The following is a 20,280-nucleotide window of genomic DNA, read 5'->3' as shown; positions in this document are numbered from 1 at the left end:
AGGATGTTGTGAGATTACAAAAGAAACGGCGCCGCGACTTACAGGTGGCCGTTTTTTGTTGTTTGACGTTATAAGTATATAATAATGGTAACGATGATTAGAGACGCTGGATACAATCAATCCGATCCATTTAAGGGGGATTCTATATAGATGGGAACAGGTTCTTATTTGCAGCGGGTACATCCAGTTCTGGCTGCCTGGTTCAAGGAAAGCTTCAATGAGCCTACGGATGTGCAGATGCAGGCATGGGCATCGATTGTGGCCAATCGCCATACGCTGATTGCGGCTCCGACGGGTTCAGGTAAAACATTGGCCGCCATGCTGCCGGGATTAAACCGGATTATTCAGTCCAAGCTGAATCCAGAAGACGATCAGCGGCCTGGGGTCAAGCTGCTCTATATTACACCACTCAAAGCACTGAATAATGATATCCACCATCATGTGGTTTCTTTTGCGGCGGAATTGGATAAGCTGGCCGAACGGACGGAGCTTAGCTGGCTTGGACTTAAAGCTGCCGTTCGTACAGGTGATACACCGCAAAAGGTACGTGCCTCCATCCTGCGAAAGCCGCCGGATATACTGGTGACGACCCCGGAAACCTTGTATTTGATGCTGACCTCGCTCAAGGCGCGGGAAATTTTGCGCTCGGTGGAGCATGTTATTGTTGATGAAATTCATTACATCGCTGGGGATAAACGGGGTGCTCACTTATCGCTTTCACTGGAACGGCTGGAGGCGCTATGCGAGAAGTCGTTTCTTCGCATTGGTGTGTCCGCAACGCAAAAGCCATTGGAACGGGTGGCTGCTTTCCTTGGCGGTTGGGCAGAGGATTCGACCCGACCTGTCAGTATTATTGAAAGCAGCATCGATAAAAAATTTGAGCTTCGTGTGGCGGTACTCGATCATGACTCAGCTCAAAATAAAGAGGTAGTCTGGTTTGCGATTATGGACCGTATCCTCAAGGAAATGGAAGGCTGCCGCTCGACATTGATCTTTGTCAACAACCGTAGGCTGTGTGAGCGGCTGGCCCAGCAATTGAACGATTATTGCGGCGGCGATTTCGCCAGCTCGCACCATGGAAGCATCTCGCGTGAGCAGAGGCTGGAGGTCGAACGGCGCCTGAAGGCGGGTGAGCTTAAATGTTTGATTGCCACCTCTTCCCTGGAGCTTGGAATCGACGTGGGTCAGATCGATGTGGTCATTCAGATCGACTCTCCGCTTGCAGCCGCGACGGGTATACAGCGAATAGGTCGTGCTGGACACGGTGTCGGAGAGGTCAGCCGCGGTGTCATTATCGTCCGTCAGCGCAGCACGCTTCCCGAGGTGGCTGTGCTCAGCAGGATGATTCGGGAAAGGGAAATAGAGCCCATCGTCATTCGGCGCAACCGAATCGATGTCCTGAATCAGCAGATTGTTGCGATGATTGCCGCGGATGATTGGACAGTCGATCAGCTGTTCCAGCTCGTGCGCGGCAGTGATTGCTACCACACGCTGACACGCGACAGACTGGTAGCGCTGCTGCGTGTACTATCCGGTTATTACCCCTTTGTCCGCCCTCTGATCGATTGGGATTTGGACACGGACAGGCTCAGCAGCAGAAGCAGCAGCCGGATGGCGGCCATTATGGGAACCGGCACGATTCCGGGGAGCGCCAATTATCCGGTTTACCATATGGATAGCCAGATCCAACTAGGTGAGCTGGACGAGGAATATGTGCATGAGAGCAAGGTTGGCGAGCTGTTTCAGCTGGGAGCGCAGTCGTGGACGATCCGGGAAATCCGCAATGACCGGATCTTGGTCAGTGAAACAGCTAACCGGATTAGCGAAATTCCTTTTTGGCGCAGCGAGGGGCTGGGAAGATCGTTTGGGCTCGGAGAGCAGGTAGGTGTTTTTTTGGCTGAAATATGTGCTCGCTTGGAAGATCGTCATGCGGATGTGGACACTGTCGATTGGCTGGAGCAGATGTATGGCTTTGATGCGCTTGCGTCGGATAGTCTGATTCAGCTGATCAGAAAGCAGCAGGCGGCAAGCGCAGTTCCGACGCACCGTTCTATTGTGATTGAGCATTATCAGGATGCTATGAACCAAACCCATGTTATTATCCATAATGTGTGGGGACGCAGGCTGAACCGGACGTGGCAGCTCGTACTGGAGCATGAGATTGAGCGTAAGCTCCAGCAATCGCCATATATGGGCGCTAAGGATAATGGGATTGAGATGATTTTCAAGGAATGGGACCCGGATTGGCTGCCATCGATTTGGCGGGCTGCGGTATCGGCGGTCGATCCGATTCTGATGGAGGCGATGGGGCGTTCACCGATGTTCGCCATCACCTTTCGCCGGATGGCTGAGGTGGGCCTGCTGCTGTCGCGGCAGTTTACGCGGACACCGATGTGGCAAAAGCGCCTGCGCAGCGAGGAGCTGCTGAAGGAAGTGCTGCCTTATGCCGAGCAGTTTCCTTTCTTCGAGGCGGCTATCACGGAATGCTTCGAGGAGCATCTGGATGCAGACGGTCTCAAATATGTATTGGGTGGCTTAGAGTCAGGAGCGATAGAGGTCAAGATCACGGAAAGTCGGTTCCCCTCTCCTTGGGCTAATCAATTTATGTGGGACTATGTGAACACTCAGATTTATGAGTCGGATGCACTCAGCAGCGAGCTGCAAATGCAGGTAATGAACATTAACCGTGAGATGGCAGGAGCGGTATTCGGATCGGCTGCAGTGGGCATTGTTTATGAACCGGAGGTAGTGGCTGCGGAACAGCAGCGTCTGGTGGGCAAGCCGCAAAGCCCTGAGGAATTGGCTGCACTGCTGAAAAGGCGAGGCGATTTAAGCAATACCGAGCTGGAGGAAGCTTACGGAGAGCAAGTCGAAACGTGGATCCGTCAGCTTGAGGAGCAGGGTGTCGTTATCCGCTTGCAGGTAGGCGGTGAGCCACGATGGATCTGCCGTGATGAAAAGGACACCTACGAGCTGTTTCCACTTGATCCAGCTTCTGTTACTTTCGTGCTGAGTCGCTATATTGAGGGTCGTCTGTCGTTCTCGGAAGCAGAGCTGGGACGCAGATATTTGCTGAGCGAGGTACAGACTGAGCAGCTCATGAGGAAATGGGAGCAAGAGCGGCGTATCGAGCGTACGCCATTTAGCAAAGCTGATCTGGCTTGCGGGGCTGATGAAATTCAGTGGTCGGGCAGCAAGGTTTGCGACCGTATTACACGTCTGTCCTTGCAGCACTTCCGTAATGCGGGTGAGCCTGTCGCATCAGCTCGACTTGGGCTTATGCTGCTGCAGCGGCACCACCTGCTGCCGGGTCAGCAAATGAAAGGCATCGATAGCTTGCGTCATGCGGTGACACTGCTGCAAGGGATTTTTCTGCCTTATTCCCAATGGGAGCAGCTGATATTTCCGTCCAGGGTAGCCGGGTACCAGAAGGCGGATCTGGATTTGTTGTGCGCTTCGGGCGAGGTGATATGGATGGGTCGTAAGGAGGCTAACGAAAAGGAAGGCAAGATCGCCTTTTTTCTCGCAGAATCTGCTTCGCTCTATAGTCCGTTTATGCCAACTACAACGGAAACCGCACACCCCGAGCTGCTGGCCCTGCTTCGTACCCGAGGAGCAAGCTTCTTAACCCGACTATCCACCGAAACGGGTCTGGTTCCTTCCACTCTTTTGGCCCAACTGTTCGATCTTGTTTGGGAAGGTCATATCTCGAACGATCAGTGGTCTCCACTGCGTAATTATAGCGCGGCCAAAGGCAAGCTGAATCCCAAGATGGGCTCGGGTCTTGGACGCTGGTATCCCGTTGAGTCGTTGGCGGATGCTGCTATTCCTCTTGAGGAATCTGCACTTGCCTGGGTTCGGCACCTGCTGCAGAATCATGGGATTATAACCAAGGAGGTCGTCTCTCAATATGCACCCTTTTTATGGGACAACATGCTGAAGGTGCTCAAGCGTCTGGAGGAGCTCGGGACGCTCACGCGTGGACTATTCGTTCAGGGTGTGCAATCGATGCAATTTATGGAACGAGATGTTATTGGCATGCTCCGCCAGCAAGGCGAGGCCCAGTCCCCAGCGGACGATGCCGATCGTGCTGTGGCGATCCATGCGGCAGACCCCGCTGATGTGTTCGGAACCGTTGTGCCTTGGCCAGAGGTAGCGGGGATACATTTTACTCGTAAGCAAGGTAATTTCCTTGTGTATCATCGGGGCATGTGGGTGTGCTGGCTGGAAAATTACGGACGCAAGATCGTATTTCTGAGGGACGATTACAATCAGAATCCTGAGCTGCTGCTGCCTATATTTCGCCAGATGCTGGATTACGGCAAATCCCGCAAAATTGTTATCGATTCGTGGAACGGTCGACAGGCGGTCGATTCCCCTGAAGGGCAATTGCTGCTGAAACGCGGAGCGGAGCGGGATCGCAATTCGATTGTATTTTGGCCGAGCACCTTGGGTTAAGCACGGAGATGGTACCGCCTGATTAGTAAATACCGGAGATGGGTAATATACCATATCAAAGCTACAGGTGAGGCGGGCTGAATATGGATGAAATTATGAAACAAACGAGAATTAACTGGCATCACTTCATGTCCAACTTTTACTTGATCCTTCATGAACATAGTATGGACAGGGAGTTAAAAGCCACCTTTATGAAAAAAGCTTATACCCATACGCTCAAAACAAGAGACCTGTAAAGGTAAGCACATAAACATATACGCTTGTATATACGTAATAAATAAAGCTTAACGGGAGTGTGTTTATTCGCTTTCGTTAAGCTTTTTTTGCGTCCTTATCGGATACCGATTGATGATTGTCCATTAGTAGCTTAGCGTGAAGCCTCTCATAATGGTGTTCCAAGCCTGATCGGAGCCTTTCCAGTCGCGTCCGCCGGGTATATTAACCGAGCTCACCCCATCGATACCCCAATCTTCGTGCATCACCGTGTGTAAGCCGCTGGCATGATTATTAACAATAAGCAATCGAAATTTGCCGTACATCAATGTGTTCAAGGCCGCTTTAAGTTGGATTGCTTCTCTCTTGGATGTCTGAGTTCTAACAAATAAAACCGGACTGCTGTACCTTGCTGTTCTCAGAAAACGCTGAACCCGCCGATCGATCTTTCCTTTGAAAGGGGGATAGGCTTCCCATATTCGCTCGGTCGTAAGGTATCGGGGGAAGTCGTGAAAAGAGACCACCTCATAAGCATTATCTCTGACAACGAAATGATCATAGGTTCTGTCAATGAGCTGAAGATGATCGAACTCCATAAAACCATAAAATCGTTTGCGGATCAGTTGGACCAGATCAGGAACGGAATCAGAAATAAACCAATCCAAGGGACCGGCAAATTGACGCAATCCCAGTCTTTGTAACTGATGGGCCGTTTGACAGGTCGTACCTAAGCTAAGATAGGCCTTATAACTGCCTATACAATCACTCCATCTCATAGCGCTCACTCCTGGTCAAAAAAATAGTAATGAATTTGTCGGAAAACAGGCATACACACAAGATCTAAACCTTAAACTAGTATATAAAGGCCCAGCGGCATGTGTAACGGCTAATGACATATGACTAACAGATTTGGAAGCGCTAACAAGAGTGGTGACAAGAAATGATTCTGTCTGGAGATCAACGGCTATCGTGGAGGCGCTTGGAAAAAATATATTTGGCATTTATCTGGTTCTAATCAAACATTAAGGTTGCCTTGCTAATCTTAAATCTAAAGGAGTGATTCATATGACATCTTCTTATTTCAACGAATGGCTGGATGAATATAATGATTACCTGAGACTATATGAAATTTTTGGAGATAAGGAGTATTTGGAGGAAGCGAGGGAGGTACTCGTCAGTTTGAAAGCGATGGTTGTTCGCGCTGAATACCATCAAAGGTTCCTACACCAAATCATGAACGGAGGTGTTAACGCTTCCTAATATATGGTAATAAATGTTAAAATCGGCATACTACATAGACATAATCCAATTATTCTGATCTGAACATGGAAAAGCAGCTCCGTGTTCTTTTTTTTTACAATTTTCCTGCTTTTATTTAATATAGTTAGCTATCTCATCACCTATACTCAATGATATAGGGATTCATACCTATTCTAGTGATCCTAAAGACCAATACGAGTGATATGGACAAGGAGGCCTATGTGTATGGTAAACGAAGCAGCTGTAATCTCGAAGGAAGAAGCGGTGGAGGTACTTACCCATTACATGGTACGTGTAGGGGAATTAAAACAGTCATTAGAGGTAGTAGAGCTGGGTGGAGATGGCAGCGCTCAGGCATGGATCGACCTTACAGAGAAATATGCTTTGATCGAAAATGATATCCGAAAACACCATGAATACATAAGCACAGGGGGAACCTTTGGTATGAAAGCCGCTTTTTTTGAAGCTGCGATTAAGGATATGTATGTAAGCATGACCCATTTGAACATGGATATTAATGCAAAGGATGCAGCGCTTCAGTTGGGTCGTGTATTGGTCGAAATCGACGGTTATTCGAGATTTTGGATGTCGCACTCCAATAGAATCTAGCTTAAGGTGGGGACTCGGGTGATTAAGCAGAGAGCGTTGATGCAATTTACAAGGATTCAAACCAAATTCCTGGTATTTATGCTTCCCATCCTTATATGTTTGACCTTATCTTTGTCGTGGATCAGCTATACGTTCTCGCAAGATATGATCACCCACGAGATCGAAGGCAAGATGAACAATCAATTGCAGCAAACCATTCACGATATTCAAAACAAGCTCTCTTCGCACACCCGAATCCCGCAAACTGTGGCCAGATTGGTAGAAGCACGGGGAATGGCGTTGAATCCACAGGATTACAAGGACATGCTGCTGAATGTTCCGTCGTTAAATCCCGATACGCTGGGCGTTGGCGTCTGGTTTGAGCCCAATCGGTATAAGCAGGGACAGCAGTACTTTGGACCCTATGTGTACAAGGATGGGGACAAGATCACCTATACCGAGCAGTATATGACTGCGGAGTACGATTATCCCACAACAGATTGGTACCGCAATGGTGTAAATACCAGAGAAAGCGCGGTTTTTACAGATCCGTATTATGACGAGACGATCCAGACAACGATGATTACGGCCACCGTCCCTTTTTACGATGAGCGCAAGCAATTTCTGGGTGTGACCACTGGCGATATCAGCTTGAACAGCATGCAGCAAATGATCAAGGAAATTAAGGTCGGTGAAACCGGCTGGGCTTTCCTGATGGATAAAACGGGCAAGGTCATCGCCGACCGGGATGCGCAGAAGGTGATGAAGGACGAGCTGTATAAGGATGCCAATCCTTCCCTCGCTGCTCTGGGCACAAAGATTATGGAGGACGTTAAGATTGGCGGCTCCAGCGGATTTCAAGGAGGCTTTGAACAGTCCGGCAAGCAGGTTCGGGTGTTCTATTCGATCATTCCCGAGACTGGCTGGAGCTTTGCACTGGCGATACCGGAGCAGGAGCTGTATGCTCCATTGAATAGCCTGCTGCAGCGGATGCTGGTTGTGATTGTTATTGCGGTATTGGTCATGATCGGAGCGATTATTGCCTTCAGTCGTTATATTACGACTAACATTCACAAGGTGAATGCGTTATCGACCTCGCTTGCCGAAGGGGATTTCAATACTCGGCTTGAGATTCGTACGAAGGATGAATTTGAACAAATGGGGCATAACTTCAATCGTACGATCGGAGTTCTGAAAGGAATGATGGGCCAGATTTCGGTCTGCTCGCAAGAAGTCGCTACCCAGGCCGAGCAGCTGAAGCAGGGAGCGATGGAGACGAATAAGGCTACGGAGGAGATTGCTACCTCTATTCAAGGCGTTGCCGAAGGTACGGAGAAGGAAGTCCATATTATCGGCAATTTGAAGCAAATGTCTACCGAGGTTTCCCAGGGGATGGAGCAAATTGCAGGTAGTGTTGAGCTGGTCAGTGAATCGTCTTCAACCGCGATGGCAGCTGCGACAGCAGGCAATGAATCGTTATATGAGTTGATCCGTCAGATGAACACGATACACGGCACGGTTCATGAATCATTTCATAGTGTTAAGCAGCTGCAGGATAAGTCACAGCAAATCGATGATATTGTGAGCATGATCACGACAATTTCCGGGCAAACGAGCATGCTTTCGCTGAATGCTGCCATAGAGGCTGCTCGTGCAGGTGAGGCAGGAAAAGGCTTTGCCGTAGTAGCGGGAGAGGTGCGCAAGCTGGCTGACCAGGCTGCACAGGCAGCGAATCAAATCAGAGGCATGATTGCGGAAATTCAGGGAACGATTCAGCAAACGGCACAGAGCATGGAATCGGGCAGGCTGGCAGTCGCCGCTGGTATGGAGAAGGCCGGGCATGCTGGTAATTCGTTCGGGGATATTGTTGACGCGGTGAATAAAGTATCACAGCAAACGGAAGAGGTGTCGGCTGCTGTCGAGGAAATTTTCTCAAGTGCTGAGAATATGGTCCATGAGATGGATGGGATTGTTCATTTGGCTCGTGAAACCGCAGATAACTCCGGTTATGTAGCCGCAGCCGCCCAACAGCAGACTGCTACGATCGAGCAGGTTGCTTCGTCAGCAGGTACTATTTCCAGGCTCGCTTTTGAGCTTAAAGCCTTGATGCTGCATTTTCGCTATGAATAGCATTTTCAGTCAGAGTAGAGGGAGCAAGCGATTCCTGATGAGCGTTGATCCGGGGAGCGATTTGCTCCCTGTATTCGCTTGGCGTGATATCGGTCCATCTTTTAAATTGGCGGCTAAAATGGGGACTTGTTCGATACCCGAGCATCATCGCAATATGATCGACAGACAGGTCGGTTTGCTGCAGCAGACGTTTGGCCTCGTTCAACAAAATTTCGGACAAATATTTACGCGGGGCTTTGCCATACACCTGATGAAAAATGCGATTGACCTGAGAGGTGCTCATATTCACCGATTTGGCAATATCCTGTACCCAGGTCCGTCCGTTTTCGTGAATTTGCCCATGCAGCAGCAGGGTTTGTACGGAGTCCTCAATCTGCTCGGCAATTTGACTGGCCATGACTTCTTTTTTGGTCAGCATGACATTATCGGATTGTGATAGCTGGTCAATCAGGCTTCCAAGCAGCTCAAATACAGCGGAATGAACCTTCATGCTTTTCGAGGTGGACAAAATCGAGCTTTTGATCTCGATCGACAGGTCATAAAGGGTAGCTAATGCAGGCTGAATGCCGATCGCCAGCGGTGATGCAGCCGGATAATAGGTCGTTTGGTGATGCTCCAGCTCCTTGGAGAAAATACGGTCAATGACACTGAAGTGCACGCAGAAGTAAGTGAAGCCCTGTGGTCCGGACGATTTGCAGGAATGGGTAACCCCTGGCCGAATAAACAGAATGTCCCCTTCGGTTTGTCGATAAATGTGCCCATCTACGACCATCTCCATCTCCCCGTCAATGACCCAATGAATTTCGTACATCGGATGCTCATGAGAAGGATAGCTCCAGTGTGAATCGACCTTCCGTCCATGCAGACCCATGAGTTGGACGGTAATTCGCAGATCAGGAAGCCGTCCCAGCTCAAATTCATCAGAATAGCTTCTCATCATTACACCCCCCGTTAATTCCGTTATTTTCAGCTTAATGCAACAGGTTATACTAGTATATCATCGAATTTGATCAGAGGAAAATGCGCGAAAAGGGTAAATTGCAGCCACGATTAGTGTATCGTCATTCATTAAAGTTAGTGGTATGTTAGTATTACTACTAAACAAGGAGGGTACAACAGCGTTCCGGAGTATTATGAATGGACATAATGAAAACGATTTCAAGTTTGCTGTTACTTTATGATTACAAATGGAGGTCAGCCATGAAAGCACTGAATACTAAAAAAAGAAGTGTAGTTGCCATTACTTCAATCGTGACAATGTCGTTGTTAGCCGGCTGTTCGAGTAATACCAATAATGCCGCTCCCCCGAGTAATTCAGCACAAGGTCCAGAACCGCTGCCCATCAAAATATCGTTGAACTTTGACGGAAAGGATATCCCGCAGCCTGGGAATGAAGCACAAAAGGCGATAGAGAAATATACGAATTCGAAGCTTTCGATTAACCTGATATCGAGCAACGATTTCTGCAGCAAGCTTCCCGTTATGATCGCCTCGGGTGATATGCCGCAAATTCTCGCCAGCTGTGGAGCGCCCAATCAATCTTACCTGATCAGTGCAGCGCAGAATGGGGCTTTCTGGGATATCGGGCCTTATATTAAAGACTACAAGAATCTGTCATTAATGCCGCCGGCTGTGTACGACAATGTGAAGATTGACGGCAAGCTGTATGGGGTTCCACGGTATCGCCCATTTGCCAGATACGCTTATACGTACCGGAAAGACTGGTTAACGAATGTAGGTCTGCAGCAGCCCAAAACCGTTGATGATTTATACAACATGTTTAAAGCGTTTACAAACAATGATCCTGACAAAAATGGGGTTAACGACACTTACGGTCTGACGATGATGATTAAGAATGATTCCTTAAGACCTGATTTCGGTGTAACGTTCGGTGCGCCCAATGCGTGGGGTCTGAAGGACGGTAAATTTATCAAATCCGAGGAAACCCCGGAGTATTTCGAAGCAATCAAATTTACGAAAAAATTGTATGACGAGAAATTGATTAATCAGGATTTTGCTTCGATCGATGTGCCTAAATTTGAAGCCAACCTGGAAAATGCCAAAAGCGGTGTCATTAATGAAGCTACCAACAAAATACTGACTTTTGAAACTCGTGTTAAAAGTCATAATCCGAATGCCGTTATGGATGCTTTCAGTATTGTCGAAGGCCCTAAAGGCAAGTTCATTAATGGCGAACGCGGCTCCAACGGTATTCTGATGTTCCCCAAATCGAGTGTCAAAACAGAAGCCGATTTAAAGCAATTACTTGGTTTTATTGACAAGCTGTCCGATAAACCGATGGCTGATTTACTGGAATGGGGCATTGAAGGCAAGCATTACGATCTGAAGGATGGAAAAGCGGTCAGAACGAATCAGGATGCTTTCGACAACGAAGTAGGCTTCCCGTATAAATTCCCTTTTGAAACGATTCCTGTTACCAAAATCAGAACTGAGGGCGTACTCGACCCTATGACCAAGCTGCAGATCCAGCTCGAGGAAGATAACGATAAATATGCGGTGCTGGATCCAACGATTGTGCTGATCTCGCCGACATGGGCAACCAAAGGCCAGGAGCTGCAGCAAATTTTGCTCGATGCCAAGGTAAAATACATCATGGGCAAGATTGACGAAACTGGCTGGAAGGCCGCAATAGATAAATTCAAAGGCGCAGGCGGAGATCAAACAGCCAAGGAATACGCAGAAGCTTACGCTAAGACACAAAAGAAATAATAGAGCGCTGCCACTCAGGCAGAAACAGAAAAACTTCCACAACAGGAGGTTTTTCTGTTTCAGCCAGCAGCCCGCGTTTTGGTAAATAAGATAGATATACGCTTGTACTTTAACTTGGGAGGACATCATGACGGATCGAATATTTTTTAACGCACATCATTCGCCTATCGGTGCATTTGCCACCTTTACACTGGGATTCCGCGGCGCTAAGGGCGGGTTGGGACTTGAGCTCGGCAAGCCAGCCGATCAAAATGTATTCATTGGATTGCAGTCCGATGACGGCAGCTTGTATGAGGCTCTGCCCTTCTTTGCGGAAGCTTTGGATGCTGTGGATGAAAGTGCAAGATACGATGTGGAAAAAACGGAAGAGGCCGTCCCTGCGAACAAGCAGCGTCTAGCTTCTTTCCCTGCTCAAAGCATCGTTCGCGATTATAAGCTGGGTACGGATACATGGAAAGCGGGAGAGCTTACGTTTCGAATTTATTCACCGGTACGCAGCGTTCCTGATCCAGAGACTGCGGAGGCTGATCTACTGAAGGAAGCAATCGTTCCGGCTGTTTTTGCCGAGCTGACTATAGATAATACGAAAGGCACCCGCACAAGGCGAGCTTTCTTCGGCTATCAGGGCAATGATCCTTATAGTGCGATGAGAAGACTGGACGATACGAGCGAAGGTCGATTTAAAGGTGTCGGGCAAGGACTTAACACAGCTATTGTATCCGTGGACCCGGATACTTCTTCTGCTCAGGGCTTTACGATGGAGAAAATTTTGAGCAATCCCCTGATTGAAAACCGTGCGTTCGGCCTTGGCGGATGCGGCGCCCTGATTACGGACGTTGCGGCCGGCGAGAAGAAAACCGTACGGTATGCGATCTGCTTTTATCGTGGAGGCATTGTTACGGCCGGGATGGATACGTCTTACCTGTACACACGCTTTTTCAAAAATATCGAAGCCGTTTCGGCCTACGCACTTGAGCATTATGACGCACTGGTCGCTTCCTGCGAGCAATCGAACGAAATGGTGGATACAGCCCGTTTATCTGATGACCAAAAGTTTATGCTTGCTCATGCCATCCGCAGCTATTACGGCAACACGCAGCTGCTGGACTATGAAGGGGAGCCCTTCTGGGTGGTCAACGAAGGCGAATATCGGATGATGAACACCTTCGATTTGACAGCAGACCAGCTGTTCTATGAGCTGAAGATGAACCCGTGGACCGTCCGTAACGAGCTGGATATGTTTGTGCGGAGGTACAGCTATGAGGATCAAGTAAGCTTTCCGGATGATTCTGTCGAATACCCCGGAGGCATCAGCTTTACCCATGATATGGGTGTAGCCAATGTGTTCTCCCGTCCACAGTATTCATCCTACGAAATATCCGGTATTAAAGATTGCTTCTCCTACATGACGCATGAGCAGCTGGTTAACTGGATTTGCTGTGCCATCGTGTATGTGGAGCAGACGGGGGACAGAGATTTCCTGAACCGTCATCTGGCCACGCTTAAGTTATGCTTCAATAGCATGCTGAACCGGGATCATCCGATTCCCGAGCTGCGCAATGGGATCATGGGACTCGACAGCAGCCGAACAATGGGTGGAGCGGAGATATCGACCTATGACAGCCTGGACATTTCTCTGGGCCAAGCGCGCAACAACATTTATATGGCAGGCAAATGCTGGGCCGCTTATGTTGCCCTTGAGAAGCTATTCCGCAGCACAGGCGAGGAACAGCTATCCATCGAAGTGGGCAGACAAGCGGAGCGATGCGCAGCAACACTTGCCTCCAAGATGACGGATCAAGGATATATTCCCGCAGTTATTAATGAGAATAACGATTCGAAAATTATTCCGGCCATAGAGGGTTTGATTTTTCCTTATTTTGCAGGCTGCGAGGAAGCTTTGGATGCGAATGGCAGGTTCGGTCCTTACATTCAGGCTTTGAAGCAGCACTTGGCTGCCGTTCTGGTCCCGGACATTTGCCTGTTTCCTGATGGAGGCTGGAAGCTGTCTTCAACCAGCAGCAATTCATGGCTGAGTAAAATTTATTTATGCCAGTTTATCGCTCGTAAGCTGCTGGGCTTCCCGCAGGATGAGAAGGCCGATGCGGCTCACGTTGCCTGGCTGAAGCATCCGGAGCATTCATACTGGAGCTGGAGCGATCAAATTCTTGCCGGGGTTATTATCGGCAGCAAATATTATCCTCGAGGCGTAACCGCCATATTGTGGTTGCTGGAGGAGCGTAGTGAGCGGAGGAACTCCCTTGCTCAGTAGTAGCGGTACATCTTTTTGAATAGTGTTCTATGAGGATGATCAGCTAAAAACAGGAGGTTATTATGATGATTAGAGTCGCGATAGTAGGTACAGGCGGTATTTCGGCAGCTCATTTGGCAGCCTATATTTCTTTTCCGGAGCGGTGCCAAATCGTCGCTTTATGCGATATTTACCCGGAAAAAGCAGCCATACTTAAGGAACAACACAAACTGAATTGTGACATCGTCAGTGATTCCGCCGACATTGCTTCACGGGATGATATTGATCTCGTTTCGATTTGCACGCCGCCTTATACACATGCCGATTTATCCATTCAATTCTTGAATGCCGGCAAGCATGTGTTGGTGGAGAAGCCGATGTCCTCCTCGTTAGCTGAATGTGACCGGATGATTGCAGCGGCAGAGAAAGCGAAGAAAATCCTGTCCGTGGTCGGCCAAAACCGCTTCCGCGATCCGATCATGAAATTAAAGCAGGTGCTGGATTCAGGAAAAATGGGCAAAGTGGTACATGCTCAGGTGGAATCGTACTGGTGGCGTGGACATGTTTATTACGATCTCTGGTGGAGAGGCACGTGGGAGAAGGAAGGCGGAGGCTGTACGCTCAATCATGCGGTGCATCACATTGACATGCTTCAATGGATGATGGGGATGCCTACCAAGGTGCAGGCGATCATGAGCAACACCTCACATGACAATGCGGAAGTGGAGGATTTATCGATCGCCGTCCTATCTTATCCGAGCGGTGCGCTGGCGCAAATCACAAGCTCGGTTGTTCATCATGGTGAAGAGCAGCAGCTCATTTTTCAAGGGGAAAAGGCGAGAATCTCGGCTCCCTGGAAAGTATACGCCTCCGTTCCCAAAGAAAATGGATTCCCCATTAAAAATGTCGAATTGGAAAATGAAATTGAACAGCTGTACAACGAGCTCCCTTCGGTGCCTTACAGTGGACATCAAGGACAAATTGATAATGTGCTGTCCGCTATAGAAAACGATACGTTAACCGTATTGGTCGATGGCTATGAAGGAAAGAATACGCTGGAGCTGATTACCGCGATTTATATGGCAGCCAGCACAGGGCAGCAGGTCGAATTGCCTTTACAGCCGGACAGCCTGTTCTACACAAGGGAAGGCATTATGGTCAATGCTATCCATTTCTACGAAAAAACAAATTCGGTAACCGGATTTGCCAAAAACGACATTACATTAGGCGGGAAATATGAATAGAGGAGGTTTACCTGCCATGCAGACGATTACGAACCCGATTCTGACCGGATTTAACCCAGATCCATCGATTCTTCGGGTTGGAGAAGATTATTACATTGCAACATCGACATTTGAATGGTTTCCCGGTGTTCAGATTCATCATTCCAAGGATTTGGTGCATTGGCGCCTCTTAACGCGGCCCTTGAACCGTATTTCGCAGCTGAACATGGAGGGTGAACTGAACTCCGGGGGCGTATGGGCTCCCTGCTTAACTTATGATGACGGTCTGTTTTATTTGATATATACCGATGTGAAGAGTAGAAAAGGGGCATTTAAGGATACCCATAATTATATGGTTACGGCCCCTGATATGATGGGTCCCTGGTCGGAGCCTATTTTTCTGAACAGCAGTGGATTCGATCCTTCGCTGTTTCACGATGATGATGGTCGGAAGTGGTTGGTCAATATGCTGTGGGACCATCGCAAAGGAAACAATAAATTCGCGGGCACTGCGCTGCAGGAATATTCGGTAGAGGAACGCAGGCTGATCGGTCCGGTCATTAATATTTTTAAAGGGACGGAGCTAAAGCTCACCGAAGGGCCGCATTTGTACAAAAGAAACGGGTTTTATTATTTAATGACCGCTGAAGGCGGTACGCAATATAACCATGCGGTGACGATGGCGAGAGCCAGGTCCATTGAAGGTCCCTACGAGGTGGACCCTGCCAATCCCATCCTCACATCTGCCGGTAAACCCGAGCTGGCGCTGCAAAAAGCGGGACATGGCTCATTGGTGGAAACACATACCGGAGAATGGTATTTAGCCCATCTATGTGCCAGACCGGTTAAGGACAAATACTGCAATTTGGGTAGAGAGACGGCTTTACAGCGCTGCTATTGGACAGAGGATCATTGGCTTAGAGTCGAAGAGGGCAATTGGCCCAAATCGAGTGTTAAGGCGCCGAGGATCGAACCGTTTGTTTTTGAAGCGGAACCGGCAGTGGATCACTTTGATGATGCGAGTCTCGGCGTCGTATGGAATACGCTGCGCATTGCGCCTGGGCCGGATTGGCTTTCTTTGACAGAACGACCTGGTTTTCTGCGACTGAAGGGTATGGAATCGATGAGCTCGCTTCACAGGCAAAGTCTTGTAGCCCGCAGGCAGCAGGCGTTTTATTGCGAAGCTGAAACCGTTGTGGAATTTGAGCCTGACAATTTTCAGCAGCTGGCGGGGTTGATTGTTTACTACGATACGGAGGATTACATGTATTTGCGTATCACACACCACGAGGTACATGGCAAATGCATCGGAATTATTCAATCGGTGGGTGGCGTATATGATGAGCTGTTGGATACGGACATCCCACTGCAGGACATCACCCGCTGTAAGCTAAAAGCCAGTATCGATCGTGAAGCGCTGCAGTTCTATTACGCAGCCGAAGGTGGCGAATGGGCGGCCATCGGTCCGGTTGTCGATATTTGTCATTTATCAGATGATTATCCTGATTATATTCGTTTTACCGGCACCTTTATCGGAATGTGCGCTCAGGATTTAAGCGGCACTCGAAAACATGCTGACTTCGATTCATTTTCTTATATAGAAAAGGCGGTGGAATAGATGGCAAAACCAGCAACCTTTAGCATCATCGGCGGCAGCGGGTTTCGCGCACAATATTTTCTGAGAATAGCGCAAGCACTGCCGGAGCAGTTTCGCATCAGTGGCATGGTGGTCCGGGACGAATCCAAGGGTCGGGCCATGGAGGAACAATGGCATGTAGCGACCTATCGGAATCTGGAGCAGCTGCTGGCAAGTGAACAGCCGGATTTTGTCGTATTATCCGTCAGCTCGTCTGCTGCTTTTGATTATATGGTGCAGCTGGCCGAACGGGGAATTCCTGTTCTTGCGGAAACACCTCCAGCTCCTAACCTCGAAGGTTTATTACAGGTGTATGATAAGCTTGTCCGCCAAGGAGCGCGGATTCAAGTGGCCGAGCAGTACCAGTTTCACCCTGTACAAGAAGCGCGGTCAGCTATTATTCAGTCAGGACAATTAGGCAGCGTTAATCAGGTGACTGTATCGATTTCTCAATTTTATCATGCTGTCAGCTTAATTCGAAAAATGCTTGGGGTCCAGTATGAGCAAGTCAAAATTAAGGCCATGCGATTCGAATCCAATTGGATTGCCGGGCCTAACCGCAGCGGTCCTCCGACAGAAGATAAGTTAGTCAAGTCGGAGAGGGATTTGGCTTGGCTCGATTTTGGCGGCAACCTCGGTATTTATGACTTCACCAAGGATCAGCATCGTTCATGGACACGCTCCAATCATATGAGTATAAGGGGAGAGCGCGGGGAAATATTCGATAACCGGATCAGCATACAGGACCCAGCCTGCACACAGATTCAATCGGAATTAAAGCGCGTCAATAAAGGCGAATATGAGAACGCTGAGGGTTATTTCCTGAAAGGAATTATGGCGGGAGAACGTTGGGTATACGAAAATCCTTTTATGCCGGCAAGGCTGTATGACGATGAGATCGCCATTGCTGCCTGCCTGAACAAAATGGCTGGTTACGCCGCAGGCGGCCCCGGATTCTATGGTTTGCCGGAGGCATCCCAGGACCACTATATCGGGATGCTGATTGAGCAGGCGATCGTGTCCGGTGAAACCGTAGTATCGGTTCGTCAACCATGGGCTGAAGAGTAACTAAAGGACAGCTGCAGAATTCAAACAGGATGAGGTGAAGAACACAATGCAGGTACAACTGGCCATGAGAGAAATGTGGAAATACCGCTGGTTATATTTGTTTATGGTTCCGGGCGTTATTTATTTCTTTTTATTTAAATATGTCCCTTTGTGGGGCGTGATCATGGCATTCAAGAATTACCAGCCGTTCGCGGGGTTGATGCAAAGCGAATGGGTCGGGCTGGCGCATTTCAGACGATTTTTCGGGATGCCGGAATTTTGGATGCTTTTCCGAAACACCATCGTTATCGGGCTGTACAGCCTATTGATCTTTTTCCCGATAACGATTGTCCTGGCTTTGCTGCTGAACGAGGTTCGCAGAGAGATGTTCAAGCGATTCGTGCAAACCCTTGTTTACATTCCACATTTCCTGTCGTGGGTCGTTATTGCCGGTATCTCTTACGTGCTTCTGACTACTGAGGGCGGTATCATTAACCAAATATTAATAGCGCTTGGGTACAAGCCTGCTGAATTTTTAACGAGCGAATATTGGTTCCGGCCTTTGATTGTGATGCAGATGATTTGGAAAGACGCAGGCTGGGGCACCATCATATTCCTGGCAGCTCTTGCGGGAGTGAACCTGCAATTGTATGAGGCGGCCCGTATGGATGGTGCTAATCGGTTTCAGCAGCTTTGGCATGTGACGCTGCCCGCGATTCGGAGCGTTATTGTGATTCTCTTCATCCTGAGACTCGGAAGCTTTCTTGATCTGGGATTTGAGCAGATCTTCCTGATGGTCAATTCCGTTAACCGTGAAGTCGGCGAAGTGTTTGATACTTATGTGTACCGCGTCGGTTTACAGCAAGGCCAATTTAGTTATAGCGCGGCGGTCGGGCTGTTCAAGTCGGTGGTGGGACTCGTCCTGGTGCTCATGGCAAACAAGATTGCCAAATGGTTTGGCGAAGAGGGAATATATTAAGCAAAGGTGGAGAGCACCATGCATCACAATCAGACTTTTGGTGAAAAAATATTCGAAATGTGCAACTACGTCCTGCTTGGTTTGATCGGCTTGCTTACTTTTTTACCATTCGTATACGTCATTATCACTTCCTTCTCTGCAGATACCTCGGGCTGGCCAAGTGATTATAATCTGGACGCGTACCGCTACATCTTCTCAACGAAAACGTTTGTCAGAAGCTTGGGCGTTTCGATTTACATTACTTTGCTGGGAACGGCTTTAAGCTTGCTTACGACTGCATTGATGGCTTATTCCTTATCTTATAAGCAGCTTCCCGGCCGCAGCAAAATCATGCTGCTCGTGTTATTCACGATGCTTTTTCAAGGCGGGCTTATCCCTACTTATTTCGTGGTCAAAGAGCTGAACATGATTGATTCGCTGTGGGCGCTTATGATTCCCGGCTTGGTCAGTGCTTTTTATTTGATCATTTTGCGCGACTTCTTTTCCAGCGTGCCAACCGAGCTGATCGAATCCGCCAAGATGGACGGTGCCCATGAGATTGTCGTGTTAATAAGAATTGTTTTACCGCTTTCGCTTCCGTCGCTCGCTGCTTTTGGTTTATTTTATGCAGTTGGCATATGGAATCAATATTTCAACGCGATTATGTTCATCAATACTCCGGATAAATGGCCGGTTCAGGTACTGCTTAGACAGATCGTAGTGCTGGCGTCCGGCGGCTTGGGTGATGGCGGCGAATCGGTGGCCTTCTATGGCGAATCCGTCAAAATGGCGGTTATCGTCGTATCCACGATTCCTATTATGATTGTATATCCATTCCTGCAAAAGCATTTTGCCAAGGGAGCCTTAATGGGCTCTGTCAAAGGTTAAACAAAAACGACATCCCGGAGGACGCTGACAATTATGCTATGTCGTTGACAGGTCTTCGTATATAATAGTGATAAATAGTGAGCAGAAAATCGCAATGTGTGCAGCAACTGTCAGATGTCGTTTTTTGTCCTCGTCTATCATACAGCATGAGCTCGAATGAGCCTGGGAGGTTTTTTAATGTCTACGCAGCTAACAACTTTAAAAGATAAAAAGGGACTCATTCGGGATCATGTATACGAAAACCTGAAAAAAAATATTATGGAATTAAAGCTGGAGCCCGGACGTTCAATCTCGGAAAAAGAGCTGGTGGAAATGCTTCAGGTCAGCAGGACGCCCATTCGCGAGGCGCTTGTTAAATTGTCGCAGGATGAGCTGATTGAAACTACTCCGCAAAAAGGATCCGTGATTTCGCTGATCGATATGCAGCATGCTGAAGAAGCCCGATTCCTAAGAGAAACAATGGAGTCCGCGATTGTACGTGAGGCGTGTGTGAAGCTGAGCAGCGAGCAGGTGCTGCACCTTCAGAACCTGATTGCGCTGCAGGAGCTGTGCGAATCCGAAGAAAATTATGAACGATTGTTCGAGTTGGACGAGGAGTTCCATCGGTCCATTATTGTAGGCTGCGGACGTACGCGCACCTGGGGTCTTATTCAGCAGGTGACGACACATTATAACCGAATCCGTTTTTTGCGATTGGCTACGAATCATGACTGGAAAATCATTCTTTCCCAGCATCATGGGATTGTTCAAGCTATCAAGGATAAGAATCCCGATGCTGCCGAACAGGTGTTACGGGATCATCTGGAGCTGGTCGTTATTGAAAAAGAGGAATTAAAACTCAAATATCCAGGATATTTTAAATAGTCACACGAAGCTGTCAACGTCCGGTGAATAAGGT

Annotated in this window: 15 protein-coding genes; 13 read left to right on the top strand and 2 right to left on the bottom strand. The window is 48.5% G+C overall.

The window, feature by feature from the left end; all coding sequences use genetic code 11:
- Window positions 1-150: 150 nt before the first annotated feature.
- Together LRL21_RS11540 and LRL21_RS11535 are read left to right on the top strand one after the other, a co-directional pair.
- Window positions 151-4,458 (top strand): DEAD/DEAH box helicase, encoded by a 4,308-nt coding sequence (locus LRL21_RS11540; protein WP_240415922.1) that lies wholly within the window; start codon window positions 151-153, stop codon window positions 4,456-4,458.
- An 83-nt stretch (window positions 4,459-4,541) separates the two neighbouring features.
- A complete protein-coding gene (locus LRL21_RS11535; RefSeq protein WP_240415921.1) occupies window positions 4,542-4,694 on the top strand; it encodes a hypothetical protein in 153 nt (50 codons plus the stop codon).
- A 123-nt stretch (window positions 4,695-4,817) separates the two neighbouring features.
- On the opposite strand, the gene LRL21_RS11530 is transcribed toward LRL21_RS11535, so the two are convergent.
- Window positions 4,818-5,447 carry a DUF1796 family putative cysteine peptidase gene (locus LRL21_RS11530; RefSeq protein ID WP_240415920.1) on the bottom strand — a complete coding sequence of 210 codons (630 nt, stop codon included), beginning with the start codon at window positions 5,445-5,447 and terminating at the stop codon, window positions 4,818-4,820.
- Between the two features lie 289 nt (window positions 5,448-5,736).
- Between LRL21_RS11530 and LRL21_RS11525 the strand changes: the two genes are divergently transcribed.
- The 3 genes from LRL21_RS11525 to LRL21_RS11515 all read left to right on the top strand — a co-directional run bounded on the left by LRL21_RS11525 (window position 5,737) and on the right by LRL21_RS11515 (window position 8,649).
- A complete protein-coding gene (locus tag LRL21_RS11525) occupies window positions 5,737-5,931 on the top strand; it encodes a hypothetical protein (protein ID WP_076235027.1) in 195 nt (64 codons plus the stop codon).
- 225 nt (window positions 5,932-6,156) lie between these two features.
- Window positions 6,157-6,540 carry a hypothetical protein gene (locus LRL21_RS11520; RefSeq protein WP_240415919.1) on the top strand — a complete coding sequence of 128 codons (384 nt, stop codon included), beginning with the start codon at window positions 6,157-6,159 and terminating at the stop codon, window positions 6,538-6,540.
- An 18-nt stretch (window positions 6,541-6,558) separates the two neighbouring features.
- A complete protein-coding gene (locus tag LRL21_RS11515; RefSeq protein WP_240415918.1) occupies window positions 6,559-8,649 on the top strand; it encodes a methyl-accepting chemotaxis protein in 2,091 nt (696 codons plus the stop codon).
- On the opposite strand, the gene LRL21_RS11510 is transcribed toward LRL21_RS11515, so the two are convergent.
- Window positions 8,615-9,589 (bottom strand): helix-turn-helix domain-containing protein, encoded by a 975-nt coding sequence (locus LRL21_RS11510; RefSeq protein WP_240415917.1) that lies wholly within the window; start codon window positions 9,587-9,589, stop codon window positions 8,615-8,617. The genes LRL21_RS11515 and LRL21_RS11510 overlap by 35 nt on opposite strands.
- 260 nt (window positions 9,590-9,849) lie before the next feature.
- On the opposite strand from LRL21_RS11510, the gene LRL21_RS11505 reads away from it, so the two are divergent.
- From LRL21_RS11505 to LRL21_RS11470, 8 genes are all read left to right on the top strand, one after another.
- Window positions 9,850-11,379: an extracellular solute-binding protein gene (locus LRL21_RS11505; protein WP_240415916.1), complete on the top strand. Its 1,530-nt coding sequence runs from the start codon at window positions 9,850-9,852 to the stop codon at window positions 11,377-11,379.
- Window positions 11,380-11,506: 127 nt separating this feature from the next.
- A complete protein-coding gene (locus LRL21_RS11500; RefSeq protein WP_240415915.1) occupies window positions 11,507-13,651 on the top strand; it encodes a glycoside hydrolase family 52 protein in 2,145 nt (714 codons plus the stop codon).
- A gap of 65 nt (window positions 13,652-13,716) precedes the next feature.
- Window positions 13,717-14,874 (top strand): Gfo/Idh/MocA family protein, encoded by a 1,158-nt coding sequence (locus LRL21_RS11495; RefSeq protein WP_240416135.1) that lies wholly within the window; start codon window positions 13,717-13,719, stop codon window positions 14,872-14,874.
- A gap of 16 nt (window positions 14,875-14,890) precedes the next feature.
- Window positions 14,891-16,471, top strand: coding sequence for a glycoside hydrolase family 43 protein (locus tag LRL21_RS11490; RefSeq protein WP_240415914.1), 1,581 nt, complete (start codon window positions 14,891-14,893; stop codon window positions 16,469-16,471).
- Window positions 16,472-17,557, top strand: a complete 1,086-nt coding sequence (locus tag LRL21_RS11485) for a Gfo/Idh/MocA family protein (RefSeq protein ID WP_240415913.1) — start codon at window positions 16,472-16,474, stop codon at window positions 17,555-17,557. It abuts the gene before it with no gap.
- Between the two features lie 46 nt (window positions 17,558-17,603).
- Complete coding sequence (locus LRL21_RS11480) at window positions 17,604-18,515, top strand: ABC transporter permease (RefSeq protein ID WP_240415912.1); 912 nt, start codon at window positions 17,604-17,606, stop codon at window positions 18,513-18,515.
- A gap of 18 nt (window positions 18,516-18,533) precedes the next feature.
- On the top strand, window positions 18,534-19,382 hold the full coding sequence (locus LRL21_RS11475) for a carbohydrate ABC transporter permease (protein WP_076235048.1): 849 nt from the start codon (window positions 18,534-18,536) through the stop codon (window positions 19,380-19,382).
- A 177-nt stretch (window positions 19,383-19,559) separates the two neighbouring features.
- A complete protein-coding gene (locus tag LRL21_RS11470) occupies window positions 19,560-20,246 on the top strand; it encodes a GntR family transcriptional regulator (protein WP_240415911.1) in 687 nt (228 codons plus the stop codon).
- The last annotated feature ends 34 nt before the right edge of the window (window positions 20,247-20,280 follow it).

Source organism: Paenibacillus periandrae (assembly GCF_022458865.1).
Lineage (GTDB): Bacteria > Bacillota > Bacilli > Paenibacillales > NBRC-103111 > Paenibacillus_S > Paenibacillus_S periandrae.
Note: the sequence above shows the minus strand (reverse complement) of the source record. Positions and strands in the feature narration are given on the sequence as shown.

Excerpts from the sequence above, each read along its gene's own strand:
- LRL21_RS11510 (WP_240415917.1), bottom strand. The coding sequence starts at position 9,589 with ATGATGAGAAGCTATTCTGATGAATTTGAGCTGGGACGGCTTCCTGAT.
- LRL21_RS11520 (WP_240415919.1), top strand. The coding sequence starts at position 6,157 with ATGGTAAACGAAGCAGCTGTAATCTCGAAGGAAGAAGCGGTGGAGGTA.
- LRL21_RS11470 (WP_240415911.1), top strand. The coding sequence starts at position 19,560 with ATGTCTACGCAGCTAACAACTTTAAAAGATAAAAAGGGACTCATTCGG.
- LRL21_RS11480 (WP_240415912.1), top strand. The coding sequence starts at position 17,604 with ATGCAGGTACAACTGGCCATGAGAGAAATGTGGAAATACCGCTGGTTA.
- LRL21_RS11535 (WP_240415921.1), top strand. The coding sequence starts at position 4,542 with ATGGATGAAATTATGAAACAAACGAGAATTAACTGGCATCACTTCATG.
- LRL21_RS11500 (WP_240415915.1), top strand. The coding sequence starts at position 11,507 with ATGACGGATCGAATATTTTTTAACGCACATCATTCGCCTATCGGTGCA.
- LRL21_RS11525 (WP_076235027.1), top strand. The coding sequence starts at position 5,737 with ATGACATCTTCTTATTTCAACGAATGGCTGGATGAATATAATGATTAC.
- LRL21_RS11530 (WP_240415920.1), bottom strand. The coding sequence starts at position 5,447 with ATGAGATGGAGTGATTGTATAGGCAGTTATAAGGCCTATCTTAGCTTA.
- LRL21_RS11485 (WP_240415913.1), top strand. The coding sequence starts at position 16,472 with ATGGCAAAACCAGCAACCTTTAGCATCATCGGCGGCAGCGGGTTTCGC.
- LRL21_RS11495 (WP_240416135.1), top strand. The coding sequence starts at position 13,717 with ATGATTAGAGTCGCGATAGTAGGTACAGGCGGTATTTCGGCAGCTCAT.
- LRL21_RS11490 (WP_240415914.1), top strand. The coding sequence starts at position 14,891 with ATGCAGACGATTACGAACCCGATTCTGACCGGATTTAACCCAGATCCA.
- LRL21_RS11475 (WP_076235048.1), top strand. The coding sequence starts at position 18,534 with ATGCATCACAATCAGACTTTTGGTGAAAAAATATTCGAAATGTGCAAC.
- LRL21_RS11540 (WP_240415922.1), top strand. The coding sequence starts at position 151 with ATGGGAACAGGTTCTTATTTGCAGCGGGTACATCCAGTTCTGGCTGCC.
- LRL21_RS11505 (WP_240415916.1), top strand. The coding sequence starts at position 9,850 with ATGAAAGCACTGAATACTAAAAAAAGAAGTGTAGTTGCCATTACTTCA.